Raw genomic sequence first — 25,868 nt, forward strand, 5'->3', positions numbered from 1 at the left:
CCCTTCATCCTACGCCGTGCGCGGGGATCGCTCATTCGGCGGAGGGTGCCGATGCCTCGTCGATCTCGCCTTCGGAACGGGCGGCGACGGAGCCGCGGTCGACGGTGATGGTCAGGGCGCTGCCGGCCGGCGCATCCGCGGCGTCGCGCAGGATCAGACCGCCCTCCAGATGGGCGATCGCGTAGCCGCGTGCGAGAGTGGCGGCCGGCGAGAGGGCGCGCAGCGACGCCCGCAGCTCGCTGGTCGCCCGCCCGGCGGAGTCCAGGCGCCGCGTGATCGTGTCGCGCCCTCGCGAGAGCAGCAGCCACACGTCCTGCGAGCGGGAGTCGATGATGGGATCGGGGGAGCGCAGCGCCGGGCGGGAGCGCAGCTGCTCGAGCTGGGCGATGTCGTGCGACAGCCGCTGCGTCAGCCGGCTCGTCGCCCGCGAGCGCAACTGGGCGATCAGCGCACGCTGCTCGCTGACATCCGGCACGACCCGCTTCGCGGCGTCGGTGGGCGTCGATGCCCGGAGGTCGGCGACATCGTCGAGCAGAGGGTGGTCGTTCTCATGCCCGATAGCGCTGACGACGGGGGTGGATGCCGCGGCCACGGCGCGCACCAGGCGCTCGTCGCTGAATCCGAGCAGGGTCTGCGGGTCGCCGCCACCGCGGGCGATGACGATCACATCGACGTCGGGATCGGCATCGAGCCGAGCGAGCGCGGCGAGGGTCTCGGGCACGCAGCGATCGCCCTGCACCGCCGCGTACTCGGTGCGGAACCGGACCTGCGGCCACCGCAGCTCCGCATTGCGGTGCACGTCCTTCTCCGCGTCGGACTTCTCGCCCGTGATCAGCCCGATCACGTGCGGGAGGAAGGGCAGCCGCTTCTTGCGGGCCTGATCGAACAGGCCCTCCTGGCGCAGCTGCAGCCGCAGCTTCTCCAGACGCTCGAGCTGGTCTCCCAGTCCCACGTGCTTCATGGCGGAGACCGCGAAGCTGAAGTCGCCCGCCTTCACGAAGTAGTCCGCTTTGACCGCCGCGACGACGTGATCACCGACAGCGAGGTCCCCGGGGATCCGGGGGCGCACGCTCGACCAGATCCGGATCGAGATCTGAGCATCCGAGCGGGTGTCCTTGAGGCGGGCGAAGATGTTGCCGCCTCGCACGTTCCACGACGTGATCTCGCCCTCGACCCACACGGTGTTCCAGCGCGCGATGAAGTCGCGGATCGTGCCGTTGAGCCGGGCGACCGAGGTCGGGGCGTCCGCCGTCGAGTCGCGCGGAGCGACCGCATCCGCCGGGGGAGTCTCACCCGGGCCCGTGGACGCTTCGAAGACCGTCATCCGCTCAGTGCACCTTCCCGCTCCTGCTCAGGTTCTCGGCGGTAGAATTGGTGTGTGACCTCGACTGCCGTTCATCTGCCCCTTCCGCGCGTTCCACGAGTACGTGGGGCGGCGGGGCGGCTTCAGGATAACCCGGTGGCGGGCAACAAGCGTGTTCTGCTCGCCGCTCCTCGCGGGTACTGCGCCGGCGTCGACCGCGCGGTGGTCGCCGTCGAGAAGGCTCTGGAGCGCTATGGAGCCCCCGTGTACGTGCGCAAGCAGATCGTGCACAACATCCACGTGGTGACCGAGCTCGAGGACAAGGGTGCGATCTTCGTCGAGGAGGTCGATGAGGTTCCCGAGGGCGCTCACGTCGTCTTCAGCGCCCATGGGGTCTCGCCCGCGGTCGTCGATGCCGCATCCGACCGTGGACTGCATGCCATCGATGCGACCTGCCCCCTGGTCACGAAGGTGCACCGCGAGGCCGTGCGCTTCGCACGCGACGATTTCGAGATCCTGCTCATCGGCCATGAGGGCCATGAGGAGGTCGAGGGCACGGCGGGCGAGGCGCCCGAGCATGTCACGATCGTGAACTCGCCAGACGAGGCCGACACGGTCCAGGTGAAGGACCCGTCGAAGGTCGTGTGGCTCTCGCAGACCACTCTGTCGGTCGACGAGACCATGGAGACGGTCAACCGTCTGCGCGCCCGCTTCCCCGAGATGCACAATCCCCCGTCCGACGACATCTGCTACGCGACGCAGAACCGCCAGGTCGCGATCAAGAAGGTCGCGGCGAACGCCGATCTCGTGATCGTCGTCGGATCGTCGAACTCCTCGAACTCGGTGCGACTGGTCGAGGTAGCCCTCGAGTACGGAGCGAAGGCCGCCTACCGGGTGGACTACGCCGAAGAGGTCAAGCAGGAGTGGCTCGACGGCGTCGCCACGGTGGGCGTCACCAGCGGCGCCTCGGTCCCCGAGGTTCTCGTGCGCGAGGTGCTCGACGCGCTCGACGGCGCGGGCTACCGCGATGTCGAAGAGGTCAAGACGGCGGAGGAGGACCTCATGTTCTCGCTGCCGAAGGAACTGCGACAGGACGCCTCCGGCCAGCGCGACGCTCGTGCGTTGGGTGGACGCGCTTCCGGCGGAGGCGCCTGACGGTGCCCGGCACCGAGGCGGCGCCGACCCTCATCGGGTCGGTCCAGCGTGCGCTGCGACTCGTCGACATCGTCGCGAACTCCCCCCGCCCCGTGCCGGTCAAGACCCTCGCGATGCTCACCGGCCTCACGCAGGGCACCACGTACAACCTCGTGCGCACGCTGATCCACGAGGGATACCTCGCCACCGAGCCCGAGGGGCTGGTGCTCGGGGAGCACTTTCCGATGTTCCAGTCGCGTCCGGATGCCGGCGGTGTCCTTCTCGCGCGAGTGCGCGTCGCGCTGCGTCAGGTCACCGAAGACGTCGGCGCCACCGCGTATCTGTCGAGGTATCACGAGGGCGAGGTGCATCTGATCGACATCGTCGATGCCGCGGAACGGCCGCGGATCGATCTGTCGGTCGCCCTCGAGTCGAGCGCGCACGCCACGGCGCTGGGCAAGCAGATCCTCACCGACCTCACCGGTGCCGAGCGTCTCGACTATCTGTCGCGCCACCGCCTGGAGGAACTGACGCCCCGCACGATCAAGGACCCGCGCGCGCTGCTGGCGGAGCTCGAACGGTCGCCGGGGTTCACGGTGGACCGCGAGGAGTACGCGATCGGCAATGCCTGCGTCGCTGTCCCCGTGATCGCGCCGAACATCCGGGCGTCCCTGGCGATCTCGCTCCCCGTCGAGCAGGCGCACGCGGGGCGTGGTCTCGTGGCGACGCTCACGCGGACCGCACGGCGACTCGCCCTGCAGCTGGGTGCGGACGGCTTGACCGGGGGAGCCCCCGGACTGAGCGCCGCCGTCTGAGCGCGTTCTTCACTATCTGAAGAACTGCCACTAGCGGATCGGCACGCGCTTTCCTAGAGTGTTGAGGGTAGTCGCATGTGCAAACGGCACTACAGGTGACGGAACGTCCCCAGCGTTCCTCGCCCACTTGGATGACGAGCGTCCCCAGCGCTCCGAGTCCGCGGCCCCGAGGAGTCCCCACTTCTCCGGGGCCGCCATCATTTTCGGGGCCTGCATCCTGAGAGTCGTGCAGAGGCCGGACGGATAGCATGTCGGGATGACGGACCAGCGGCCGCAGTACGGCGAAATCGCGACCATCGAAGAGCAGCGCCGAGCAGCAGGGCTGCCGCCGCTCGGCGAGGTTGCGCCGCCGACTCCCGCCGAGGCCGTGCCCGGCGCCGGGACGGAAGCTCCGAGGGCGGGTGGCCGCACGGATGCGCCTCGCCGGCGCCCTGTCGACCGTCTCGTCACCATCGCTCTGCTCGCTTACGGCCTGGTGAACGTCGCCGTGACCGCGGTGTCGTACCTCGACTTCCCGACTGCGATGAATCAGATGATGGACGCGCTCGGCGTCGACGGCGAGTTCACGAACTATGCGCAGGGCAAGCTCTGGGGGACCATCGCCTCGATCGTCCTCATCGTCGGATGGTCGCTCACGGCGATGTTCTCGGTCCGTCGTCTGCGCAGCGGCAAGGTGGCGTGGTGGGTGCCCCTGGCCGGCGGTGCCGTGACCCTGCTGGTGGCGTCGGTCTGCGCGGCGATCCCGCTGATGAACGACCCGGCGTTCATCGACTTCGTCGCGAAGACCGCCGGGCAGTAGCGCCGATCACACGACGATGCCCCCGACCGGATCGGTCGGGGGCATCGTCGTGTTCCGCGTCTGCGGGTCAGCTCTGGGACTGGCCGTACGAGCCGAGCTGACGCGTGGACTCGAGCACGCGAGCAGCCATCGCCGTCTCGGCGACCTTGCCCCAGGCGCGGGGGTCGTACAGCTTCTTGTTGCCGACCTCGCCGTCGACCTTGAGCACGCCGTCGTAGTTCTTGAACATGTAGTCGGCGATCGCGCGCGTGTAGGCGTACTGCGTGTCGGTGTCGATGTTCATCTTGATGACGCCGTTGGCCACCGCGAGGGCGATCTCGTCGTCGGTCGAGCCGGACCCGCCGTGGAAGACGAGGTCGAGCGGCTTCGCTCCGGTGTTGTACTTCGCGGCGACCTGCTCCTGGATCTCTCCCAGCAGCTCGGGCCGCAGCTTGACCCCGCCCGGCTTGTAGACGCCGTGCACGTTGCCGAACGTCAGGGCCGCGATGTAGCGACCCTGCTCGCCGAGACCGAGCGCCTGAACGGCCTGGTCGACATCGGCGAACGTGGTGTACAGGGCCTCGTTCGAGCCCTCGTGCTGCACGCCGTCCTCCTCGCCGCCGACGACGCCGATCTCGACCTCGAGGATGGCGTTGATGTTCTTCATGCGGGGGAGCAGATCCTTGGCGATCTCGATGTTCTCCGCGAGCGGGACGGCCGAGCCGTCCCACATGTGCGACTGGAAGATCGGGTTGCGTCCGGCCTTGACCTCTTCTTCGGACGCGGCGATCAGCGGCTCGACGAAGCCGGCGAGGGCGTCCTTCGGGCAGTGGTCGGTGTGCAGGGCGACGGTGACCGGGTAGTTCTTGGCGACCTCGGTGGCGTAGCGGGCGAAGGCGAGCGCGCCGGTCGCGCGTGCCTTCACCGTGTGGCCGGCGAAGTAGTCGGCACCGCCGGTGGTGACCTGGATGATGCCGTCGGAGCCGGCCTCGGTGAGGCCCTGCAGGACGGAGTTGATCGTCTGCGAGCTCGAGACGTTGAAAGCCGGGTACGCGAAGCCGCCGGCCTTCGCGCGGTCGAGCATTTCGGCGTACTGATCCGGGGTGGCGACGGGCATGAGAAACTCCTGCGATAGGGGAAGCCGGGACAGCAGTCACTCTATCGGGGCTGGCTCGCGGATGTCGTCGACGCTGGTCGGCGTCCGATCTCCGCCATGCTCTCCTGTTAAGAAACGAGATTCCTTCAGCTCCGGACGGACGAAAACAGCCCCGTCGAAGCTGTTCCGATGGCTAGGCTGGCCGCATGGTGAGTCTGACTGCGGATCTGAGCCCTCTTCGTCCCGATCGAAACCTCGCGATGGAGCTGGTGCGCGCGACCGAGGCGGCGGCGATCCGTGCCGTGCCTTTCATCGGTCGGGGAGCCAAGGAGGCTGCCGACGGTGCCGCCGTCGATGCGATGCGTGCCTTCCTCGGGACTGTCGCGTTCCAGGGCCGGGTGGTCATCGGTGAGGGCGAGAAGGACAACGCCCCCATGCTCTTCAACGGCGAGGAGGTCGGCACCGGTACGGGGCCGGAGTGCGACATCGCGGTCGACCCGATCGATGGGACCTCCCTCACCGCCGCCGGACGACAGAACGCGCTCTCGGTCATCGCGGTGTCTGACCGCGGATCGATGCTCGACGCATCCAGCGTGTTCTATATGGACAAGCTGGTCACGGGACCCGCGGGCGTCGGAGTCGTCGACATCCGCCTCCCGATCGGCGAGAACATCCGCAAGCTCGCCGGGGCGCTCGGCAAGCCGGTGGACGAGATCGTCGTGTCGGTGCTGAATCGCCCCCGACACGAGAAGCTGATCCAGGAGATCCGGGATGCGGGTGCCGGAACGCGTCTGATGAGCGATGGCGACGTCGCCGGTGGCATCAATGCCGCACGTCACGCCGCGCGCACGGACATGTGCGTCGGTGTCGGCGGAAGCCCGGAGGGCATCGTGACCGCCTGTGCGATCAAGGCGCTGGGCGGGCACATCCAGGGACGCCTGTGGCCGCGCGATGACGAGGAGCGTCAGCGGGGCATCGATGCGGGGCTCGACATGGACAAGGTCTACGAGGCCGATGATCTGGTGCGCGGTGACAACACGATCTTCGTCGCCACCGGTGTCACGGACGGTCAGCTCGTGGCCGGTGTCCGTCGCGAGGGCGGCTACATCTACACCGAGAGCGTCGTGCTGCGCGGGGCCTCGGGAACACTGCGCAGGATCGCGTCGGAGCACCTCGTCTCGAAGTGGCTCTGACACGGTCGGCCTGACCGCGCCACGGGCATCGTTACCGACCCGGTATCGCGTCGCGGGGCGCTGAACCGGGCTTCCTCCGGTCGCCGTGTCACAATTGACACTGGATTTGTCGCCGTCGACGGAGCCGCCAGGCACCGCAGGCACAGGAGGGCAGACCGATGACAACGCAGCACACGAGTGGCTCCAAAGCCACTCCGACCAAGATCGTGACGACGAGCACGGGGCGCATCATGCGTGTCAGGGTCGACGAAGCGGGCGCGCCGATCGCGAGCAACGTCCCTACGCCGCCGGTGGTCAAGGCCCCCGTCATCGCGGATCCCGCGCGTCGCGCCGACGTCCTCTTCCGCGTCCGTCGCGACGAAGGTCATGAACTCAGCTCCTGGTGGATGATCGGCGCTTTCGTCGTCACCAGCGGCCTCGTCATCCTGCTGCTCAGCGGCGTTCCGGGTATCGCCTGACGACACCTCGCGACGGCATCGCCCGTCAGCGGTGTCCGTTCAGGGATCCGTCCGGGGCCGAGAACGGCTGTTCCGTGTTCTCCGCGTCAGAGTTATCCGTGTCAGCGCTCTCTGCGTCAGGGATCTCCGTGTCAGTGCTCTCTGGGTCATCGCGATCCACGTCGTCGAGACGCGTACGGATCTCGCCGACGTCGGCGATCATCGCCGCGTCGTCCTGATCACGGGCCTCGACGAGTTCGGGCGCGGTGAATCTGCGTGTCTGCGCGGCGATGGTCGGGGGAGCGGCATCGAGGGTGGTGGCGCTGATGCCGGGGAACTGCCGTGCGGTCACGAGAACCCTGTTCTCGAGCGACCCGGCGAATCGGTTGTAGCTGTCGACAGTGCGCTCCAGTGCTCTTCGCAGATCGTCGGCGTGGCCGGCGAGCACGCCCAGACGGTCGTAGAGCTGCGTGCCGAGGGTGAGGAGTGCACGGGCCTCGGTCGAGACCTCCTGCTGGGTCCACGTGTACGCGACGGTCTTGAGCACTGCCCACAGGTTCACGGGGGAGGCCAGGGCGACGCGCCTGCTGAAGGCGTAGTCGAGCAGCGTCGGGTCTTCGTCGATGGCGGCGGCGAGCAGCGATTCACTCGGCAGGAAGCAGATGACGAACTCGGGGCTCGAGTCGAGCCCCGCCCAGTACGCCTTCTTCGCGAGGGCATCGACATGGGCGCGGACCGCCTTCACATGCTTCTGCATGTGCTGTCGGCGCTGTGCCTCGTGCGTGTCGCCCAGCGGCAGCGCGGAGGCTTCGAGGTAGGCGTCGAGCGGCACCTTCGCATCGACGGCGATGGAGGCGCCGCCGGCGAGCCGGATCACCATGTCGGGTCGGCCCTGGCCCTGATCGGACGAGATGGTCGTCTGCAGGTCGAAGTCGACGTGCCGGGTCAGCCCCGCGGCCTCGACCACCCGACGCAGCTGCGTCTCGCCCCACACCCCGCGCGTGGCCGTGGACTTCAATGCCCCGGCCAGGGACTCGGTGGTCGCACGCAGCGCCTCGTCGGACTCCTGCGCGCGGCGCAGCTGCTCTGCGAGCGAGCCGAACTGCGCATGACGCTCCTGCTCGATGGCAGAGACCTTCTGCTGCATCTGCTGCAGGCTCTCGCGAACCGGTGCGAGCGCGGTGAGCACCGCGTTCTGCTGCTGCACCCGCTGCGCCTCGGCGCGCTGCTCGCCGCGGGCGTGCTCCACGGCATCTCGGTACAGGTCGTACTGACGGTCGCGATCGTCTCGTGCGGCCACCAGCTCGGCACGCGCTGTGGCGAGGTCGGCCGCCCCGCGGAAGGCGTGGAGATACCAGCCGACAGCGACGCCGGCCACCAGCGCGGCCAGGAGGAGAACCATCGTCAGAGCGTCCATGTCTCCATGATGCGCGCGACCACGGACATTCGTCCGTCACGACTCAGGCGACAGCGCGCTCCGGGACTGCGGCGGGCTCGGTCACGCGCAGTGACAGAGCCGCGGCGAGGCCGAAGATGTCGGGGGACGCGGTCCGGCGAGCGGCATCCATCACGATGTGGGCGCAGGCGAGAGCATCCGCGAGCGCATCGTGATGCGAGAAACCGGTGAATCCTGCGGCTTCGGCCGCCTTCGGCAGACGATAGGAGTCGAGGTCGTAGACCTTCCGGGCCACCTGCAGGCTGCACAGCGAGCGGTAGGGCGGGCACTCGCTCCCGGTCGCCTCCGAGGCGCGGCGCAGGACGTTGAGATCGAAGCCGGCGTTGTGGGCGACCAGCACGTCGGCTCCGGCGAACTCGCACAGGCGGTCGAACTGGTCGACCCAGGTCGCGGCCGAACGCACATCGTGAGCGCGGATGCCGTGGATCCGGGTGTTCCACTCCTGGAACTCGTCGTGCCCGGCCGGCGGACGGATCAGCCATCCCGCGGTGGCGACGACCTGACCGTCGCGGACGCGGACGAGCCCGACAGAACAGGCGGAGGCGGGGCTGGAGTTCGCGGTCTCGAAGTCGATCGCAGTGAAGTCCAGGGGCACATCCCCACTCTCTCCCGAGCGTCCTGACGCCCGAGGAGGACTCGCCGTAGGCTGGCGATATGAGTGCAGACAGGGCGACGTCGTTCGGTGCCGAGGCAGAGAACTACGAGGCCGGGCGTCCCGAGTATCCCTTCGAGGCCGTCGCCTGGATGCTCGAGCGGATGCCGCAGGGTGCCCGCCGCATCGCCGACGTCGGAGCGGGGACGGGCAAGCTCACGCGGGTGATCCGCCAGGCACCCGGTGCCGAGGTCGTGGCGGTCGACCCCGATCCGGAGATGCTCGCCGCGCTGCGGCGGAGCGTTCCCGGCATCCCGACCTTCGAGGGGTCGGCCGAGCACATGCCGGTGCCGGATGCGAGCCTCGATGCCGTGACGCTCGGCCAGGCGTGGCACTGGGTCGAGCCGCTCGCGGCGTCCGTCGAGATCGGCAGGGCGGTGCGCACCGGGGGAGTGCTCGGCCTGATCTGGAACATCCGCGACGAGCGCGTCGAGTGGGTGCGTCGGCTGACCGACATCATGCACAGCAGCCCGGCCGAGAACATGGTCAACGGCCCCGAGTCCGAAGGACCGCGCATCGCCGAGCCGTTCGGAGAGGTCGAGTCGCAGCAGTGGGAGTGGAACCGGGCGATGACGCGCACGCAGCTGCACCGGATGGCGCTCTCCCGCAGCTACCTCATCACCGCCCCGGTCGAGGAGCGCGCCGAGATCATCCGGCACATGGACGCACTGTTCGACGAGCTCGGGCTCGAGGGCGAGGGCACGATCGACCTGCCGTACGTCACGCACGTGTTCCGCGCCGTCCGCAGCTGAGCGGGGATCGCCCGGCACGCAGGGGCGGAGCATCCGCGACCGGTAGACTCGACCCCCGTGGCTCTCACTATCGGAATCGTCGGTCTGCCCAATGTCGGCAAGTCCACCCTCTTCAACGCCCTGACCAAGAACGACGTGCTCGCGGCGAACTATCCGTTCGCGACGATCGAGCCGAACGTCGGGGTGGTCAACCTGCCCGATCCGCGTCTCGACACGCTCGCCGAGATCTTCGGGAGCGAGCGCATCCTGCCGGCCGCGGTGTCGTTCGTCGACATCGCCGGCATCGTGCGCGGAGCGAGCGAGGGCGAAGGTCTCGGCAACAAGTTCCTCGCGAACATCCGTGAGGCGGATGCCATCGCGCAGGTCGTCCGCGGCTTCGCTGACGACGACGTCGTGCACGTGGACGGCGCCGTCAACCCGGCATCCGACATGGAGACGATCAACGCCGAGCTGATGCTCGCCGACCTCGAGACGGTGGATCGCGCGATCTCCCGCTACGAGAAGGAAGTACGCGGCAAGAAGATCGAGCCGGTCGTGCTCGAGACCGCCGTGGCCGTGAAGGACGCCCTCGAGCGCGGCGTGCTGCTGTCGGTCGCCGGCATCGACCTCACCCCGGTGCGCGAGTTGGGCCTGCTGACGGCCAAGCCGGTCATCTTCGTCTTCAACGTCGACGAGGCCGTACTGACAGACGACGCTCGCAAGGCGGAGCTCGCCGCCCTCGTCGCCCCGGCGAAGGCGATCTTCCTCGACGCGAAGATCGAATCCGAGCTCATCGACCTCGACCCCGAGGATGCCGCCGAGCTGCTGGCCTCCACCGGCCAGGACGAGTCCGGTCTCGACCAGCTCGCCCGCATCGGCTTCGACACCCTGGGCCTGCAGACGTACCTGACGGCCGGTCCGAAGGAGGCGCGCGCCTGGACGATCCCCAAGGGATCGAAGGCCCCGCAGGCCGCCGGGGTCATCCACACCGACTTCGAGAAGGGCTTCATCAAGGCGGAGATCGTCTCGTTCGCCGACCTCGTCGAGACCGGATCCGTCGTCGAAGCGCGAGCCAAGGGCAAGGCACGCCTCGAGGGCAAGGACTACGTCATGCAGGACGGCGACGTCGTGGAGTTCCGCTTCAACAATTGAGTGGGACCAGTGGTCGTCAGTGATGGACCGGAAGATGTACGAGCCGAACGGGCTGCTGTCGCGCCTTGTCGGCGAGAGGATGTACTCCGTCGAGTTCGTCCTCAACGACTATGTGCAGTTTCGGTTCGACGGATCGCCCGGCGCGGGTGACCCGGTCACGCTCAATTGCTACGTCTGGCCCCTGATCGAGTTCGATGGACGCACGTGGAGCGAGAAGGACGCCGGATATGCGGATGCCCTGCGCAGGCTGACGCCCGGTACGGTCGTTTCGACAACGGAACAGACGGGATCAGGCGTTCGAATCGCCCTGGACACTGGCGCACTTGTCATCCACCCGACGCTCGACGACATTCACGTGGAGATCGCGGAGATCAGCGGATTCAAAGACGGCGCATCGATGGTGTGGCGTCCCGGTGAAGAGAGCTTCGAGGACTTGGTGTGAACGGCGACGTCGTGGAATTCCGCTTCATTAATTGAGGTCGGGCGGATCCAAGTAGTCTTCGTCCATGATCCAGAGCAACAGGGCGTCGCTCAGCATCCACAGCGACACGAAGACGGTAGCCGAGATCTCCGCGATGCTCGGAATGGAGCCTACTCACTGGGGTGACAAAGGCGATCTCACCCCTGCCGGGCGGGCCGGTCGGAACTATGCGCCGGAGCGTCTGACACATCAGCGGACCTACTGGTCGCTCACCGAGACAATCGATGAACCGAGCACCGAGGATCAGACCGGCTTCTCCGCACTTCGCGCGTTGGTGGTGAGACTGGAACCCAAGGCGCAGGCGCTCATGGATCTACGCCAAGGCGGCGAAACCGTGCTCTGGTGGTCCGGAGACTCCGACAGCACGCAAGGTGGATTCGTGCTGGAGGCGGACCTGATCAGCTCCCTTGCCATGCTGGGGTGTGATGTCTTCGGGACCGCGTATCTCACCGAGGACGACGAGGACGAGGATGCGATGAGGGACAGCGACGTCACTGAGTTCGGTATCGGAAGTACACCCACGAGCAAGAACTGATCCGATGGTTTCGCGGCGGTTGCACAAGGCGCTCCAACGGGCGCAGGACACGAAGTCGATTCTGCGCATCGAACGCAAGCCGAAGTTCGCCGATCGGGTCGATGGCATCGTGCTTCGAATCGGCGAGCAGTGGATTCTGATGGCGCAGACCGCCGACGGCGGGTACTTCGACGGGTACGTCCTGCTCCGATTGCGCGATGTCGCGCGTCTCACGCCTGACGAGACATTTGCCCACGAGTTCGTCAGGTTTCAGCCTGAGTGGCCGCCTTCCTTCCCCTTCGACGTCGATCTGGACGACACTGCGTCCGCCCTCAGCGGGTTTGCGCGTCAAGGCGAATTGGTCGGGATTCAGAAGGAGAATGAACGCAGCGCGATCTGGATCGGCACTCCGGATGATGTGACTTCGCGCTATATCTACCTGAACGAAGTTCGACCAGATGCCACGTGGCATCCTCGACCGCTCGGCTACAAGCTGCGGTCGATCACGATGGCTGAGGTGGGTACGCGGTACCTCATCGGGCTATCGGAGGTCGCAGGGGCGGGTGCTTCGTCGGTTCGAGCCGACTAGGACGGCGACGCGGTGGAGTTCCACTTCAACAACTGAGTGTCTCTCCTCGTACGGCGCGGGCCAGCGTGCGCCCGACCGTGCGGGAGACCCGCTAGGCCGAGCGCGGATGAGGGTAGGCGGCGTCGCGTCCCTGGAAGCTGAGGATGCTCGGGTTCTGCACGACGCCCTCGCGGATCTCGATCGCGCGCGTGAGGGTGGTGTTCTCCGCCCAGGCGTCGGGGCCCTCGAGCACGGTGCGGAGGAACGGCAGCAGGGCCTCGCTGATGTCCCACGTCGCGGAGTTCCACAGGTACGACGGGCTGTGATCGACGGCGTAGTAGTTCACGCCCTGGCCCACGGTGAACATCGGCTCATCGAACGTCGTCGGCGTGGCCCATTCGAACCCCATGCCCTCATCGCACGAGACGTCGACGATCAGGCTGCCCGGCGTGAAACGGCTGAGGTCCTCGGTCCGCAGGTATGTCAGCGGTGCCGCGACATCCTGGAACGTGCAGTTGACGACGATGTCGTACCGGGCGAGGAAGTCGGGGAGCAGCACCTCGCCCTCCTCCGTGCTGACCTCGCTGAGGTGGGTGGGGCCGTCGTCGGTGTTGAGCTGGGTGAGGTGGGCGTTGTGGATGGGGGAGCCCACGGCCGCTGCCCCGCGCTGCGTGAGCACCTCGATGTCGTGGACTCCGTGCGCGTTGAGCGCGGTCACCGCTCCTCGGGCGGTGGCCCCGAAGCCGATCACGACCGCGCTCAGCCGGGGTCCGTAGTCCCCGGTTGACCCGACGAGGCTCATCGCGTGGAGCACCGAGCAGTATCCGGCGAGCTCGTTGTTCTTGTGGAAGACGTGCAGGCTCATGTCGCCCTGCGAGGTCCAGTGATTCATGGCTTCGAACGCGATCAGCGTGAGGCGGTTGTCGATCGCGGTCTGCGCGAGCTCCACATCCTGCACGCAGTGCGGCCAGCCCCACAGGATCCGCCCCTCGGGGATCGCGGCGACATCAGCCAGCTGCGGCTTGGGCAGCAGCAGGACGTCGGCGGATGCGAGGACCTCCGCCCGGTCTGCGACTCGCCCCACCCGCGATTCGATGTAGCCGGGCTCCAGCTGGAAGTCCGATCCGTAGCCGTGCTCGACGATCATCCGGGCGCGCACATCGGCGTCGATCCGGTCGAAGTGGTGCGGGTGGATCGGCAGACGCCGCTCGTTCTCCATGGACGAGCTCGCCAGCAGGCCGAGGCTGCGGAGTCCGTCATTCGACGATGCGGTGTGAGCGGTGGACGTGCGTGTCGTGTCGGACAACGGGTTCCCATCTTCGGGGAACCAGGGTCAGCTCCTGTGCTGACTCTACGCCCGAAGTCACGCGGCCCTCGCCGCAGGCGGGATACGCTTGTTCGCGCAGGGTCGGCCGCGACTGTCAGATCAGCTCCGCGCAGCCCGCTCGACACCCCCACCGCGACGGCACGAGGAGAACGACGCCCATGACCGACACCCAGATCTTCGAGCCAGACGGCCGTGCCATCCCCTTCGTGGACGAGGGCGACGGACCCGTAAAGCTCGTGCTGATCCAGGAGCAGGGCCTCGCGGCCGACGTGCTGGGCGTGGCCGCCCACTACCTCGCCGAAGAGGCGGGATTCCACGTCCTGCGCATCGGACACCGTGCCGGTGACGCATCGCTGGAGGAGCGTGTCGACGACGCGATCGCCGTGATCGACCACGTCGGCATCGACGACACCTGGATCGGTGGACACGGCTTCGGCGGGACGATCGCCCGCGCCCTCGTCGCCGCACACTCCGACCGGGCCAACGGACTGCTCCTGCTCGGCGTCGAGGACGTCGACGTCGCCGTGGCACCGGCGATCCCGGTGCTGATCGTGCAGGCCACCGAGGACACCGACACCCCTCCCGCGAATGCCGAGGCGCTGCACGCGACGATCCCCGACCGTTCGAGCATCAAGACGATCGCGGGTGATCACCTGTTCCCGATGCATCACCCCATCGAGACCGGCGTGATCATCGAGGAATACCTGGACTGGGACTGAACCCGTCGGCTCGCGACCGGGTGCATCCGTCGCCGGACCGCCTCTGCGTCACGGCTCACAGGTCGCTGTAATCGTTCGAGGGCGACTGGATCTCGGAGACCAGGTCCCCGTCGAGGGAGACGAGCACGAACATGATGCCGACCTCGCCCGGGCGCGACAGCGAGGTCGTCCCCTCCACCTCCTGATGCCCGACGCCGACCTGTTCGGCGATGCCGTCCCCGTCCTCGTCCCAGACGTCCCATCCTCCGGCACTCACGACGTCGGTTCGCGACGATCCGACGGCGAGCCCGTCGTCGGTGGTGATCGCGACGCCGTCGACGGTGGGAGCCGTCGCGGTGACCGTCGCGCTACCGGTGCCACCGGCATCGGTGACGACCATGAGGCCGTTCCATTCGTAGCGGACGAGGTCGATCTCGTAGCCGGGTGGGCTCTCGAGCTCGACCGGTGCGGGGAGTTCGCCCGTCGCATCTTCGAGCAGGGCGAGCACGCTCGCCGCATCCTCGAAGGGGGCCGTCGCCGTGTCGTCGCCGTCGACGTACTCCACGCCGTCGATGGTGATGACCAACTGAACGGCGACTGCGGGGGTGGGCGTCGACGAAGGAGGGCTGGACGGCGGTGTCGTCGCGCTCGGCGACGCCGCTTCCTGCCCGGACTGCGGCGCACAGGCGGTGAGCAGCACGACGCTGGTGGTGAGAGCGAGCAGAAGTCGGACGCTACGGTGCATGGGCCCGATGCTAGCGCCTGACAGACTGGTGTGATGACCGCCACCCTCGTCGCCCAGGACCTCGCAGGTGGCTATGGTCACCGCATCCTCTTCGAAGGCCTCGACCTGACCGTCGCTCCCGGAGACGTCATCGGGGTCGTGGGCGCGAACGGAGCGGGCAAGTCGACGCTGCTCCGGGTCCTCGCGGGGGTTCTCGCTCCCGCTGACGGAACGGTGTCTCTCGCACCGACCGACGCCTTCGTCGGCTGGCTGCCGCAGGAGCACGATCGGATCGAGGGTGAGACGGTCGCCGAGTACATCGCGCGACGCACGGGGTGCGCCGCGGCGACACGCGAGATGGATGCCGCGGCTGCCGCCCTCGGCGATCCGTCGCTCGCCCCTGCGGGCACGGACCCCGCAGACACGTATTCGCTGGCCCTCGACCGCTGGCTCGCCAGCGGCGCCGCCGACCTCGATGAGCGCATCCCCGCGGTGCTGGCGGATCTGGGGCTGCCCAGCGGAGGTCGCGTCTCGGACGAGGCGCTGATGACCGGTCTGTCCGGCGGGCAGGCCGCCCGCGTGGGGCTCGCCGCCCTGCTGCTCTCGCGCTTCGACATCGTCTTCCTCGACGAGCCCACGAACGACCTCGACCTCGACGGACTCGACCGTCTGGAGTCGTTCGTCCGCGGGCTCCGCGGCGGGGTCGTGCTCGTGAGCCATGATCGCGAGTTCCTCGCGCGCAGCGTCACCCGGGTGCTCGAGCTCGACCTCGCACAGAACTCGCATCGTCTCTACGGGGGAGGATACGACGCGTACATCGAGGAGCGCGCGGTGGTGCGCCGCCACCTGCGGGAGAAGTACGACGAGTTCGCCGACAAGAAGGCCGACCTCGTCGCGCGCGCCCGCACCCAGCGCGAGTGGTCGAGCCAGGGCGTGCGCAACGCGATGAAGAAGTCTCCCGACAATGACAAGATCAGGCGCAAGGCATCGACGGAATCCAGCGAGAAGCAGGCCCAGAAGGTCCGCCAGATGGAGAGCCGGATCGCCCGCCTCGACGAGGTCGAAGAACCGCGCAAGGAATGGCAGCTCGAGTTCACGATCGGCTCCGCCCCGAGATCGAGCAGTGTCGTCTCGACACTCAACTCCGCGGTGCTGCGGCAGGGTGACTTCACGCTGGGCCCCGTGTCGGTGCAGGTCGATGCCGGTGACCGGATCGGGATCACCGGTCCGAACGGCGCGGGCAAGTCGACGTTGCTTCGCGCCCTGCTCGGGCGGCAGGAGCCCGTCGAGGGCAGCGCCGCACTCGGCAGCAGCGTGCAGATCGGCGAGATCGACCAGGCACGATCGCTGCTGCTCGGCGACGAGCCGCTCTCCGAGGCGTTCGAGGCAGCCGTCCCGGAGATGGCGTCTGCGGAGGTGCGGACGCTGTTGGCGAAGTTCGGACTCAGGGCCGACCACGTGACCCGGCCGGTGTCGGGCCTCTCACCCGGGGAGCGCACGCGGGCGGCGCTGGCGCTGCTGCAGGCCCGTGGAGTGAACCTGCTCGTGCTGGACGAGCCGACGAACCACCTCGATCTCGCGGCGATCGAGCAGCTCGAAGAGGCGCTCGAGTCCTACACCGGCACGCTGCTGCTGGTCACCCATGATCGACGGATGCTGGAGGCGGTGCAGACGAACCGGCGGTGGAGCGTCGCGGACGGACGCGTCGAGGAGCGCTGAGTCTCAGCGTCCCTGACGCTTCTTGTAGGGCTTGGGCTGCCCCTTGACGATCGGGGCCCGGCCCTTGCCCTTCGAGGCCTTGGCCTTGCCGCCCGCGGGAGCGACCGTCTTCGGTGCGGGCGGGGGAGCAGCGGCGACGGTCTCCTTCGCCTCGACGAGGAACAGCTCGCCGACACTCGTCAGGCGTGGTGTCCCCTCGCGGTTCACGAGTGCGTGACCGACCTCGTCCTCGAGCTTGTCGAGCGACGTGTACAGCGACGCGAGCGGGATGCCCAGCTCTTTCGCCGCACGGGGGAAGTGCAGCGTCTCGGCGAGCACGACGTACCGGCGGAGCAGTGCGATCTTCATGCGGGGGACGGTCCTTCTCGAGCCGCGACGATCGCGGCTCTGGTTCTAACCTACGCGAGCGGGAGGCGCGGTCACTCCGCACGCACGGATGCCGCGACCCGAGGGCCGCGGCATCCGGTGCACCGTGCTCAGGCGACCTGGGGGAGGACCGCGAAGGAGACGGAGCCCTCATCGTCGACGCCGGCGTCGAGGATCTTGTCCTCGAGCGCGGCGGCGGCGGTCTCATCGAGGAAGAGGCGCGTGCCCGACACCTCGACGACCCGGTCTTCGGGCTCGGGGTCGGGGGTGACCAGGACCGCGAGCCGGGCACCGCCGTCGGGTCCGGGTGCCGGGGTGGAATGGATGCGGAGCCCCGCATCGGTGGCGTCGGTCTGACGGCTGACCAGGGTGTTGACGATCGCGGTGGCGTTGTCGGTGAGGGTGAGCACGAGACTCTCCTTCCGGTTGCGGTCACGACGCGGTTGCGGCGCGTTCGGGACACGATTCCGAACCCCGCCGCGCGATTCAACCCGACGCGCCCCGTTCGGAGGGGTCTCCCACCTGATGCAGAGGTTTTCTCAGGAAGACCTGCTCGGTGCCGTCCCCCTGCGGGATCCGCTCGTGCTCGCGATACCCGACCGATTCGTAGAGCCGGATGTTGGCCTCGCTCAGACTGCCGGTGAAGAGCTCGGCGACCTCGGCCGACGACGACCGCTCGGCGGCGTCGAGCAGCCTGCGTCCGATGCCCCCGCCCTGGGTGTCCGGGGCGATGGCGATCCTGCCGATCAGCAGCACGCCGTCATCCTCGACGAAGCGGATCGCGCCCACCAGCCTGCCGTCGATGCGGGCGGTGAGACCGTCGCCCGCCCGCAGCTCCGCCTCGACCTCCGCGAGCGTCTGCGTGAGCGGGGGCATGTCGGCGCTGCCGTAGATCTGCGCCTCCGACACGAATGCGGCGCGCTGGAGCGTGAGCACCTCTCCCGCATCCGATTCCGTGATCGCGGCGATCACGATCTCCGGGTGGGCGTCCTGCGCGCCGGCATCGCCGGTCTGTGCTCTCTGGGTGTCCGATGTTCTCTGGGTGTCCGATGTTCTCTGGGTGTCCGATCTCATCACTCCGCCACGATCCGACGTGCCGGAGGAGGCTGTCAACCCCCTCGATCGGCGGGGCGTCGCGGCGTTACGGTCTGTGGGCCGGGGCCCGCACGTCGCTCCGGATCCACTCACAGAGCAGGAGACACCCATGGCTGAGAAGACGAAGTCCACGACTGCCGCCTCCGCGAAGCGCGGCGCGAAGACGACCAGGCGTCAGAACGCGGAGAAGGGCTTCACCGCGTCCTCCGAGCTCGCCGGCAACCTCCAGACCGTGCTCGTCGACCTCATCGAACTCTCGTTGCAGGGCAAGCAGGCGCACTGGAACGTCGTGGGCCGCAACTTCCGCGACACGCACCGCCAGCTCGACGAGATCATCGACGCCGCGCGCGAGTTCAGCGACACCGTCGCCGAACGCATGCGCGCCCTGCACGCGGTGCCGGACGGCCGCACGGACACGATCGCGGAGACGACGTCGCTGCCGGCCTTCCCGGCCGGCGAGGTGTCCACCACCGACACGATCGATCTGATCACCGCGCGCCTGGATGCCGTCGTCGGCACGATCCGCGACGTCCATGACGCGATCGACGAGGAGGACCCGACCTCGGCCGACATCCTGCACGCGGTCCTCGAGAGCCTCGAGCAGTTCGCCTGGATGGTCAGCGCCGAGAACCGCACGCCCGCAGGCCGCTGAGCCGTCGCCGGTGGGTCGCTCTCAGGAGCGGCCCACCGCTCTGCGCACGAGACGCGGAAGGACGAGCGAGAGCAGTCCTATCGCCACCAGCGAGGCCACCAGAGCGATCAGCCCGGCGGTGCGATCCACGGTGAAGTCGACGATGAGCGTCGTCACGCCGATCGTGAGGGCGGCGATCACCACGAGGTCGATCTTCACGATGCCGGCCGCCACGCGCACCAGCTCGGGCTTGCGGCGTCGCCCGAAGGTGGCACGATGCATGCCGACGGGGGCGAGAGCGAGGATCGTCGCCAGGGCGGCGAGGCCGACCAGCACGACGTAGAGGTCGCGCTGGAGCTCATCCATGTCCTCGAAGCGGGGCTGGAAGGCCACCGCGAGCAGGAAGCCGGTGAGGATCTGCGTCCCGGTCTGCATGACGCGCAGCTCCTGCAGCAGCTCGTCCCAGTTGCGATCGGCCCGCTCGTTGCGGGTCTCATCGCGTCCGTCGGCCTGATCGTCGAGCTCGGCCGGCGTCGCGCGCTGTTCGGGTTCCATGCGGCCAGTCTCGTGGCGCAGGTCCGATCGTGTCCACAGTCTTGTGTGCGCACGACGGGGTGCGTGCGCGACGGGCTCCGGTCTCAGCGCTCGCCGTCCTCCTCGCGCAGGCGCGGAACGGTCCGCCGCTCGGGGCGGAGCCCTGCCTTGTCGGCGTAGAACGCACGGATCCGATCCATGTCCGCCGCGACGTCTCCTGTGAGATCGAGGGTGGGTCCGAGGCCGGTGGTCATGGTCGTGCGGTCGACGAAGCCGAGGGTCAACGGCATCCCGGTCTCGCGGGAGATCCGATAGAAGCCCGACTTCCAGTGCTCGTTACCGCCGCGAGTGCCGTCCGGCGTGATCACCAGTCCGAACACCGAGCCGGAGCGCACCTGATCGACCACGTCCGCCACCACACGGGCGGGGTCGGCACGATCCACCGGGATACCGCCGAGTCGCCGCATGAGGGGGCCGCGCCAGCCGCGGAACAGGCTGTTCTTGCCGAGCCAGTGCACCTCGATGCCCAGCTGCCACGAGATGGCGAGCATCAATACGAAATCCCAGTTCGAGGTGTGCGGCGCGCCGATCAGGATCGTCGGCCGAGACGGGGTCGTCTCGGCGGTCAGGGTCCAGCGGCTGAAGGTCCAGAACACGCGGGCGAGGAGTCGTTTGAGCACTCGTCAACCGTAGAGGACGACGGCACCGCGTCCGCCGTGAGAGACGAGCGGATTCGACGCCTCCACCCCGCAGCAGGCGTAGCATCTAATGATGGCCACGTCACAGGACTCCGATGCGCAGGAAGCACCCGCGGTGCTCCAGACGATTCCGGACGCTCTGAACCTGCTCGAGGAGGGCGCCGTCGGATACTGCAGCGGCGGCGTCTGCCACATCCCCGCGCCGAAGACGCAGCAGTAGCGGACGCCGCCGCAGCGGTCGTCGTCGCTCGCCGGATCCGGCGAGCTGCGGATCAGTGCCCGCCGTGGGCCCCGCCAGAGACGTCGTCTGCGGGCTTGCGCACGAAGGCGCTCAGGGCCACCGCCGCCAGTGAGATGATCGCCGCGATCAGGAACGCCATGCGTGCACCGGGTGCCCCGGCCGCCGCGGTGGCCAGGCCCTCGGCCTCGCCCGCGTGCAGGATCGCCGAATAGGTCACGGTGAGCACTGCCACGCCCGCCGCGCCGCCGACCTGCTGCAGGGTGTTCAGCACCGCGGACCCGTGGGAGTACAGCGAGCGCTGCAGGGATCCCAGCGACGCCGAGAACAGCGGGGTGAACGACATCGCCAGACCCACCGACATCGCGGCCTGGACGATGATCAGCACCCACCACACGGTGTGCTCGCCGACCGTCGAGTAGTAGAACAGCGCGGCCGACACGAGGATCGTGCCGGGGATCAGCAGCGGACGGGTGCCGCGGGCGTCGTAGACGCGACCCATGACGGGGCCGAGCAGACCCATCAGCACGGACCCGGGGAGCAGGATCAGACCGGACTCGAGGGCGTTCAGACCCGCGACGTTCTGCAGGTACTGCGGCAGCAGCGTGAGAGTGCCGAACATCGACAGCGCGAGGATCGTCATGATGATGACCGAGAGCGTGAAGTTCGTCGAGCGGAACACCCGCAGGTCGAGCAGCGCGTCGTCGACACGCTGCAGCACGAGCTGACGCCAGACGAACAGCGCGAGCGCGACGGCGCCGACGACGAGCGAGGTGATGCCCGCGGCCTCACCGGATCCGCCCTCGCCGCCGAACTGGCTTAGACCGAACACGATGCCGCCGAAGCCGAGCGCGGCGAGCGGGATCGACAGCACGTCGAGGGGCACCGCGCGCGTCTCGCCGAGATTGGTCATCCACTTCACGCCGATGAGGAGCGAGACCAAGGCGATCGGCAGAATGATCGCGAACAGCGCGCGCCAGTTCAGCGTCTCGAGCACGGCGCCGGCGACGGTCGGGCCGATCGCGGGTGCCAGCGAGATGACGAGGCCGACGCGGCCCATCATGCGTCCTCGCGACTGGGCGGGCACGACGTTCATGATCGTCGTCATGAGCAGCGGCATCATGATGCCGGTGCCGGCGGCCTGGATCACGCGACCGGCGAGCAGCACCGCGAATCCCGGCGCGACCAGGGCGACGAGGGTGCCGAGGGAGAAGAGGCTCATCGCTGCGATGAACACCTGCCGCGTGGTGAAGCGCTGCAGGATGAAGCCGGTGGTCGGGATGACGACGGCCATGGTGAGCATGAACGCACTCGTCAGCCACTGGCCGAGCTCGGGCGGGATGCCGAGATCCGCATTGAGGTGCGGGATGGCGATGCCCATGGTCGTCTCGTTGAGGATGGCGACGAACGCCGCGACGAGGAGCAGCCAGATGACGCGCATGTCGCTGCGCGCGATCTCACCCGTCGGCGCGGAAGAAGTGGGCGTGGGGATCGAACCGGTGTCGACGGCAGACATACGGCCTCCAAGGCACGCGAGAAGAGGGGAGGGAGGGTGCACGCGAGAGCGTGGACCATTCAGCGTAACGGCAGGCATCGACATTTCATTCCGGATCCGCACGAATCCGCTGCACCCGCTCGGACGCCGGTGCCTGCGTCGCCTGCCGGTTCGACGCCGTCGGATCCGACCGTCCGCCGCCCTGACTACGCTGGCGGGATGAGCATGGGTGGAGTACGCGGCGGGTTCCGCGGCGTCGACGAGGACGCGCAGCGTCGACTCAACGCCGAGGCACCGCGCATCAGCGGGCTGGGAGCGCGGGCGGTCGCCCTGTTCCGGCCCTACCGCTGGCGGATCCTCTGGACCGGGGTGCTCGTGATCCTCGGCGCCGGGATCGCGGTGATCCCTCCGCTGATCGTCCAGCGCATCTTCGACGAGGGGCTGTTCCCGGTCGACGGCGGGGGACCGCACCTCGACCTGCTGGCCTGGCTCGTCGGCGGCATGGTCGTCCTCTTCCTCGTCTCCGCGGCCCTGGGCGTCGCCCAGACCTGGTTGACCTCGACGGTCGGCAACAACGTCACCGGAGATCTGCGGGTGCGGCTCTTCGAGCACCTGCAGGCGATGGAACTCGGATTCTTCACGCGGACGAAGACGGGCGTGATCCAGTCGAGACTGCAGAACGACGTCGGCGGTGTGTCCGGTGTGCTCACCAACACCGTCACCAGCATCCTCGGCAACGTCGTCACGGTCATCGCCTCCCTCGTCGCGATGATCCTGATCGACTGGCGACTCACGCTGATCGCGGTCGTGCTGATGCCGTTCCTCATCGTGGTGCAGCGACGCGTGGGACAGGTGCGGGCCCGGATCGCCGGCGAGACGCAGGAGTCCCTGTCGGAGCTCACCTCGATCACCCAGGAGACGCTGAGCGTGTCGGGGATGCTGCTGTCCAAGGCGTTCAACCGTCAGCGCACCGAGTCGCAGCGCTACCAGGCCGAGAACCGCAACCAGGTGACGCTGCAGGTGCGCCGGGCGATGAGCGGTCAGGGCTTCTTCGCGGTCGTGCAGGTGCTGATGGCGAGCGTCCCCGCCGTGATCTACCTGGTGTCGGGGTATCTGATCGCCGGCGGCACCGGCGCGATCACGGCCGGCACCGTCGTCGCGTTCACAACGGTGCAGGCACGCCTCCTGCAGCCGCTGATGGGGCTGATGCGCGTCTCCCTCGACCTGCAGACGTCATCGGCGCTCTTCGCGCGCATCTTCGAGTACCTCGATCTGGTGCCGGAGATCCAGGACGCGCCCGATGCGATCACCGTCGCCGATGCTCCGGGGCCGCGCGGCCGGATCGAGTTCGACGATGTCGTCTTCCGCTACCCCGATGCGGCGGCCGACGCGCGACCGACCCTCCAGGGCGTCTCCTTCGTCGCCGAGCCGGGGCAGCATGTGGCGTTCGTCGGCCCGTCGGGCGCAGGCAAGACCACGGTCCTCTACCTGGCGCCGCGCCTGTACGAGGCTGCGGGCGGTGCGGTGCTCTTCGCGGGCGCCGACGTGCGCACGCTCACCCAGGAGTCGATCATCGACCAGGTCGGCATCGTGTCGCAGGAGACGTACCTGTTCCACGCCACGATCCGCGACAACCTGCTCTACGCCCGTCCGGAGGCGACGGAGGACGAGCTGATCGCGGCATGCACGGCTGCGAACATCCACCACATCATCGCCGGATTCGAAGACGGGTACGACACGATCGTCGGCGAGCGCGGCTATCGCCTCTCCGGCGGCGAGAAGCAGCGCATCGCGATCGCCCGGGTGCTGCTGAAGGATCCGCCGGTGCTGCTGCTCGACGAGGCCACCTCCGCTCTCGACACCGTCTCGGAGCGTGTCGTGCAGGAGGCGCTCGACGAGGCAGCCAAGGGACGGACGACACTGACCATCGCGCACCGCCTGTCGACCGTGATCGGCGCCGACGTCATCCATGTGCTCGAGGCCGGCCAGATCGTCGAGTCCGGCACCCACTCCGAGCTGATCGCCCGGGGTGGCCTCTACGCGGAGCTCGCGGCGCAGCAGGTCGCGGCGTCACGGGTGATCCAGACCGAGGCCGTCGTCGAGAGCACGGTCACCGGCGGTGTGCGGGCGGCGCTGCCCGACCGGCGGGCCGATCGGGCACCCCACGATTCCGCGGGGGCGGATGCGGTCGCCGCGCTCACCGCGCCGGTGCCGCTGCTCGACGTGGCCCGCGCGGACGAGAGGGTCCACCCGGCGGAGGACTGAGCGCCGGATCGTCAGTGCACCGACAGACCGCCGTCGACGAACAGCGAGTGGCCCGTCACGTATCCCGATCCCGCGCCCGCGAGGAAGACGGCCGCCGCGGCGAAGTCCTCCGGCAGTCCGTTGCGGCCGATCATGGTGCGCGCGGCCAGCGCGGTGATCTGCGCGGGGTCCTCCTGCAATCGCGCGTTGAGCGGCGTGAGCACGAACCCCGGCACGAGGGTGTTGCTGGTCACGCCGGTGCCGCCCCAGGCCTCGGCCTCCGACCGCATCAGAGATTCGACCGCGCCCTTCGAGACGCCGTAGACCCCGCTGCCGACGAACGCGCGGTGGGCCTGCTGGGAGCTGATGTGGATCAGTCGGCCGAACCCGCGTTCGGCCATGCCCACGGCATAGCGCTGCCCGAGCAGCAGCGGGGCGAGCGTGTTCACGGTCATGCTCGCGTCCCAGTCGGCCTCGGAGATCTCGGCGAACGGCGGCCGGATGTTGATCCCTGCCGAGTTCACCAGGATGTCGGGTTCTCCGAACGGCTGCGCCGCGGCCTCGGCCAGCGCGCGGATGCCAGCGCGTGTGCTCAGGTCTCCGACGACACCCGCCGCGCGGCAGCCGGCATCCGTCAGCTCTCCGACCGTCTGCGCGATCCGCTCCTCGCCGCGCGCGACGACGACGGTCGCCGCTCCGGCCCGTGCGAGGGCGGTGGCGATGCCGCGACCGATGCCCGAGCTTCCTCCTGTGACCACGGCCGTGCGGCCGTCGAGCGCGAAGAGGTCGGCGAGGTAGTCGTTCATGAGTCTCCGGGGTTGCGGCGTCACCACGCCAGGGCGGCGGCGAGTGCGGGGTCGGGGTGGGCGTCGCCGAACTCGGGCAGCGCCTCGATGTCGGCGACGAACGACGCCACGACCGCCGAGTACTCGGGGTCGGGATGGGTCGCGGCGATGTCGAGAAGGGGAGGCAGATCCATCGCGAGGATCAGTTCGAGTCGGGCGACGACCGCCGCGCGGGCTCCCGCCTCGTGCAGCACGCGGATGCCGCCGCGGAGCGCGGCGAGGTAGTCGCGCACCACCCGTAGCTGCGCGCGCCCCTGCGTGATGGACGTGCCGTCGGCACGCAGCCGCCACCGCACGACCGTGTCGGGGATCACGTCGAAGGCCCGAGCGCGGGTGTAGAGCAGTTGGGCGACGATCTGATCCTCGTAGGCGACACCCTCGGGGAACCGCACATCGCGCCACAGCTCGGTCCGGCTCATCTTCGACCAGGCGACGATGTTCGCACTCGCCGCGGGGTGCTCCAGGATCGTGGTGTCCATCCGTGCCGGCGACGTCGCCGCGGCCACCCAGGGCTGCACCCGACCGGGGAGGTAGCGTTCGCCATCGAAGCGCGACCGCACGTAGGCCCCCGCGACCAGGTCGCTGCCGGTCTCGGCGAGCGTGCCGCTCAGGCGTTCGAGGGCGGTGGGGGTGAGCTCGTCGTCGCCGTCGAGGAACCCGACGAGGGGCGTGTCGACCAGGTCGAGCGCCGCGTTGCGAGCGGCGCCGAGACCACGGGACGCCGCGTGGGTGAGAGCCCGGAAGCGGCGGTCGGAGGCTGCGGCCGCCGCGAAGATCTCCCCGGTGTCGTCGGTGGACCCGTCGTCGACGAGGATCGCCTGCCACCGGCGCTCGGTCTGCGCCAGGAGCGAGTCGAGAGCGGCGGGTGCGAATCCGCCGATGTCGCGGCCGGGGACGATCACGGTCACGAGCGGTGCGGAGGCGGTCACGAGCCGAGTCTAGAG

The 25,868-nt window shown here is 68.7% G+C and carries 29 protein-coding genes; 15 read left to right on the forward strand and 14 right to left on the reverse strand.

Going from position 1 to position 25,868, the window contains the following annotated elements; all coding sequences use genetic code 11:
- Nucleotides 1-31: 31 nt before the first annotated feature.
- Nucleotides 32-1,324, reverse strand: coding sequence for an exodeoxyribonuclease VII large subunit (gene xseA / locus ASD43_RS08510; protein ID WP_056416065.1), 1,293 nt, complete (start codon nt 1,322-1,324; stop codon nt 32-34).
- A gap of 54 nt (nt 1,325-1,378) precedes the next feature.
- Here xseA and ASD43_RS08515 point away from each other — a divergent pair, with 54 nt between their 5' ends.
- From ASD43_RS08515 to ASD43_RS08525, 3 genes are all read left to right on the forward strand, one after another.
- Nucleotides 1,379-2,458 (forward strand): 4-hydroxy-3-methylbut-2-enyl diphosphate reductase, encoded by a 1,080-nt coding sequence (locus ASD43_RS08515; RefSeq protein WP_188042376.1) that lies wholly within the window; start codon nt 1,379-1,381, stop codon nt 2,456-2,458.
- A gap of 2 nt (nt 2,459-2,460) precedes the next feature.
- Nucleotides 2,461-3,252, forward strand: a complete 792-nt coding sequence (locus ASD43_RS08520) for an IclR family transcriptional regulator (RefSeq protein WP_056416070.1) — start codon at nt 2,461-2,463, stop codon at nt 3,250-3,252.
- Nucleotides 3,253-3,508: 256 nt separating this feature from the next.
- Entirely contained in the window at nt 3,509-4,051 is a 543-nt protein-coding gene (locus ASD43_RS08525) for a DUF6264 family protein (RefSeq protein ID WP_056416073.1), read from the forward strand.
- A 67-nt stretch (nt 4,052-4,118) separates the two neighbouring features.
- On the opposite strand, the gene fbaA is transcribed toward ASD43_RS08525, so the two are convergent.
- Complete coding sequence (gene fbaA, locus ASD43_RS08530) at nt 4,119-5,147, reverse strand: class II fructose-bisphosphate aldolase (RefSeq protein WP_045255567.1); 1,029 nt, start codon at nt 5,145-5,147, stop codon at nt 4,119-4,121.
- A gap of 185 nt (nt 5,148-5,332) precedes the next feature.
- Between fbaA and glpX the strand changes: the two genes are divergently transcribed.
- Both glpX and ASD43_RS08540 read left to right on the forward strand, forming a co-directional pair.
- A complete protein-coding gene (gene glpX, locus ASD43_RS08535; protein WP_056416076.1) occupies nt 5,333-6,319 on the forward strand; it encodes a class II fructose-bisphosphatase in 987 nt (328 codons plus the stop codon).
- Nucleotides 6,320-6,477: 158 nt separating this feature from the next.
- A complete protein-coding gene (locus ASD43_RS08540) occupies nt 6,478-6,777 on the forward strand; it encodes a hypothetical protein (RefSeq protein ID WP_056416079.1) in 300 nt (99 codons plus the stop codon).
- A gap of 25 nt (nt 6,778-6,802) precedes the next feature.
- Here ASD43_RS08540 and rmuC read toward each other — a convergent pair whose 3' ends face one another.
- Nucleotides 6,803-8,173 (reverse strand): DNA recombination protein RmuC, encoded by a 1,371-nt coding sequence (rmuC, locus tag ASD43_RS08545; protein ID WP_082539330.1) that lies wholly within the window; start codon nt 8,171-8,173, stop codon nt 6,803-6,805.
- A gap of 43 nt (nt 8,174-8,216) precedes the next feature.
- Entirely contained in the window at nt 8,217-8,807 is a 591-nt protein-coding gene (locus ASD43_RS08550; protein WP_056416083.1) for an exonuclease domain-containing protein, read from the reverse strand.
- Nucleotides 8,808-8,866: 59 nt separating this feature from the next.
- Here ASD43_RS08550 and ASD43_RS08555 point away from each other — a divergent pair, with 59 nt between their 5' ends.
- From ASD43_RS08555 to ASD43_RS08575, 5 genes are all read left to right on the forward strand, one after another.
- Nucleotides 8,867-9,616, forward strand: a complete 750-nt coding sequence (locus ASD43_RS08555) for a class I SAM-dependent methyltransferase (RefSeq protein WP_056416085.1) — start codon at nt 8,867-8,869, stop codon at nt 9,614-9,616.
- A 57-nt stretch (nt 9,617-9,673) separates the two neighbouring features.
- On the forward strand, nt 9,674-10,747 hold the full coding sequence (ychF, locus tag ASD43_RS08560) for a redox-regulated ATPase YchF (RefSeq protein ID WP_056416088.1): 1,074 nt from the start codon (nt 9,674-9,676) through the stop codon (nt 10,745-10,747).
- A gap of 34 nt (nt 10,748-10,781) precedes the next feature.
- Nucleotides 10,782-11,189 carry a hypothetical protein gene (locus tag ASD43_RS08565; RefSeq protein ID WP_056419374.1) on the forward strand — a complete coding sequence of 136 codons (408 nt, stop codon included), beginning with the start codon at nt 10,782-10,784 and terminating at the stop codon, nt 11,187-11,189.
- Between the two features lie 64 nt (nt 11,190-11,253).
- Nucleotides 11,254-11,763 (forward strand): DUF4279 domain-containing protein, encoded by a 510-nt coding sequence (locus ASD43_RS08570; protein WP_056416090.1) that lies wholly within the window; start codon nt 11,254-11,256, stop codon nt 11,761-11,763.
- Nucleotides 11,764-11,767: 4 nt separating this feature from the next.
- A complete protein-coding gene (locus tag ASD43_RS08575) occupies nt 11,768-12,331 on the forward strand; it encodes a hypothetical protein (protein ID WP_056416093.1) in 564 nt (187 codons plus the stop codon).
- A gap of 91 nt (nt 12,332-12,422) precedes the next feature.
- On the opposite strand, the gene ASD43_RS08580 is transcribed toward ASD43_RS08575, so the two are convergent.
- Entirely contained in the window at nt 12,423-13,529 is a 1,107-nt protein-coding gene (locus tag ASD43_RS08580) for a N(5)-(carboxyethyl)ornithine synthase (protein WP_056419378.1), read from the reverse strand.
- A gap of 266 nt (nt 13,530-13,795) precedes the next feature.
- On the opposite strand from ASD43_RS08580, the gene ASD43_RS08585 reads away from it, so the two are divergent.
- A complete protein-coding gene (locus tag ASD43_RS08585; protein WP_045255560.1) occupies nt 13,796-14,356 on the forward strand; it encodes an alpha/beta fold hydrolase in 561 nt (186 codons plus the stop codon).
- A gap of 55 nt (nt 14,357-14,411) precedes the next feature.
- Here ASD43_RS08585 and ASD43_RS08590 read toward each other — a convergent pair whose 3' ends face one another.
- Nucleotides 14,412-15,080, reverse strand: a complete 669-nt coding sequence (locus ASD43_RS08590) for a hypothetical protein (protein WP_157550929.1) — start codon at nt 15,078-15,080, stop codon at nt 14,412-14,414.
- 33 nt (nt 15,081-15,113) lie between these two features.
- On the opposite strand from ASD43_RS08590, the gene ASD43_RS08595 reads away from it, so the two are divergent.
- The gene (locus ASD43_RS08595; protein WP_056416099.1) at nt 15,114-16,778 is read left to right on the forward strand and encodes an ABC-F family ATP-binding cassette domain-containing protein; all 1,665 of its coding nucleotides are present in this window, start codon (nt 15,114-15,116) and stop codon (nt 16,776-16,778) included.
- A 3-nt stretch (nt 16,779-16,781) separates the two neighbouring features.
- Here the strand turns inward: ASD43_RS08595 and ASD43_RS08600 are convergent, their stop codons facing one another.
- The 3 genes from ASD43_RS08600 to ASD43_RS08610 all read right to left on the reverse strand — a co-directional run bounded on the left by ASD43_RS08600 (nt 16,782) and on the right by ASD43_RS08610 (nt 18,218).
- Complete coding sequence (locus ASD43_RS08600) at nt 16,782-17,126, reverse strand: LysR family transcriptional regulator (RefSeq protein WP_056416103.1); 345 nt, start codon at nt 17,124-17,126, stop codon at nt 16,782-16,784.
- 128 nt (nt 17,127-17,254) lie between these two features.
- Complete coding sequence (locus ASD43_RS08605) at nt 17,255-17,554, reverse strand: hypothetical protein (RefSeq protein WP_056416108.1); 300 nt, start codon at nt 17,552-17,554, stop codon at nt 17,255-17,257.
- A 76-nt stretch (nt 17,555-17,630) separates the two neighbouring features.
- Complete coding sequence (locus ASD43_RS08610; protein WP_082539331.1) at nt 17,631-18,218, reverse strand: GNAT family N-acetyltransferase; 588 nt, start codon at nt 18,216-18,218, stop codon at nt 17,631-17,633.
- Between the two features lie 130 nt (nt 18,219-18,348).
- Here ASD43_RS08610 and ASD43_RS08615 point away from each other — a divergent pair, with 130 nt between their 5' ends.
- Complete coding sequence (locus ASD43_RS08615) at nt 18,349-18,891, forward strand: Dps family protein (RefSeq protein ID WP_056416111.1); 543 nt, start codon at nt 18,349-18,351, stop codon at nt 18,889-18,891.
- Nucleotides 18,892-18,912: 21 nt separating this feature from the next.
- On the opposite strand, the gene ASD43_RS08620 is transcribed toward ASD43_RS08615, so the two are convergent.
- Entirely contained in the window at nt 18,913-19,425 is a 513-nt protein-coding gene (locus ASD43_RS08620) for a DUF6328 family protein (protein ID WP_056416114.1), read from the reverse strand.
- Between the two features lie 83 nt (nt 19,426-19,508).
- On the reverse strand, nt 19,509-20,084 hold the full coding sequence (locus ASD43_RS08625) for a 1-acyl-sn-glycerol-3-phosphate acyltransferase (protein WP_056416117.1): 576 nt from the start codon (nt 20,082-20,084) through the stop codon (nt 19,509-19,511).
- A gap of 91 nt (nt 20,085-20,175) precedes the next feature.
- Here ASD43_RS08625 and ASD43_RS17310 point away from each other — a divergent pair, with 91 nt between their 5' ends.
- The gene (locus ASD43_RS17310) at nt 20,176-20,322 is read left to right on the forward strand and encodes a hypothetical protein (protein ID WP_162247462.1); all 147 of its coding nucleotides are present in this window, start codon (nt 20,176-20,178) and stop codon (nt 20,320-20,322) included.
- Between the two features lie 52 nt (nt 20,323-20,374).
- Here ASD43_RS17310 and ASD43_RS08630 read toward each other — a convergent pair whose 3' ends face one another.
- A complete protein-coding gene (locus tag ASD43_RS08630; RefSeq protein WP_056416122.1) occupies nt 20,375-21,856 on the reverse strand; it encodes an MDR family MFS transporter in 1,482 nt (493 codons plus the stop codon).
- Nucleotides 21,857-22,060: 204 nt separating this feature from the next.
- Here ASD43_RS08630 and ASD43_RS08635 point away from each other — a divergent pair, with 204 nt between their 5' ends.
- Nucleotides 22,061-24,100: an ABC transporter ATP-binding protein gene (locus ASD43_RS08635; RefSeq protein ID WP_442922230.1), complete on the forward strand. Its 2,040-nt coding sequence runs from the start codon at nt 22,061-22,063 to the stop codon at nt 24,098-24,100.
- 11 nt (nt 24,101-24,111) lie between these two features.
- Here ASD43_RS08635 and ASD43_RS08640 read toward each other — a convergent pair whose 3' ends face one another.
- Nucleotides 24,112-24,885 carry an SDR family NAD(P)-dependent oxidoreductase gene (locus ASD43_RS08640; RefSeq protein WP_056416126.1) on the reverse strand — a complete coding sequence of 258 codons (774 nt, stop codon included), beginning with the start codon at nt 24,883-24,885 and terminating at the stop codon, nt 24,112-24,114.
- 20 nt (nt 24,886-24,905) lie between these two features.
- Complete coding sequence (locus tag ASD43_RS08645; protein WP_056416129.1) at nt 24,906-25,853, reverse strand: glycosyltransferase family 2 protein; 948 nt, start codon at nt 25,851-25,853, stop codon at nt 24,906-24,908.
- Between the last annotated feature and the right edge of the window lie 15 nt (nt 25,854-25,868).

It is taken from the genome of Microbacterium sp. Root553, assembly GCF_001426995.1.
Classification (GTDB): domain Bacteria; phylum Actinomycetota; class Actinomycetes; order Actinomycetales; family Microbacteriaceae; genus Microbacterium.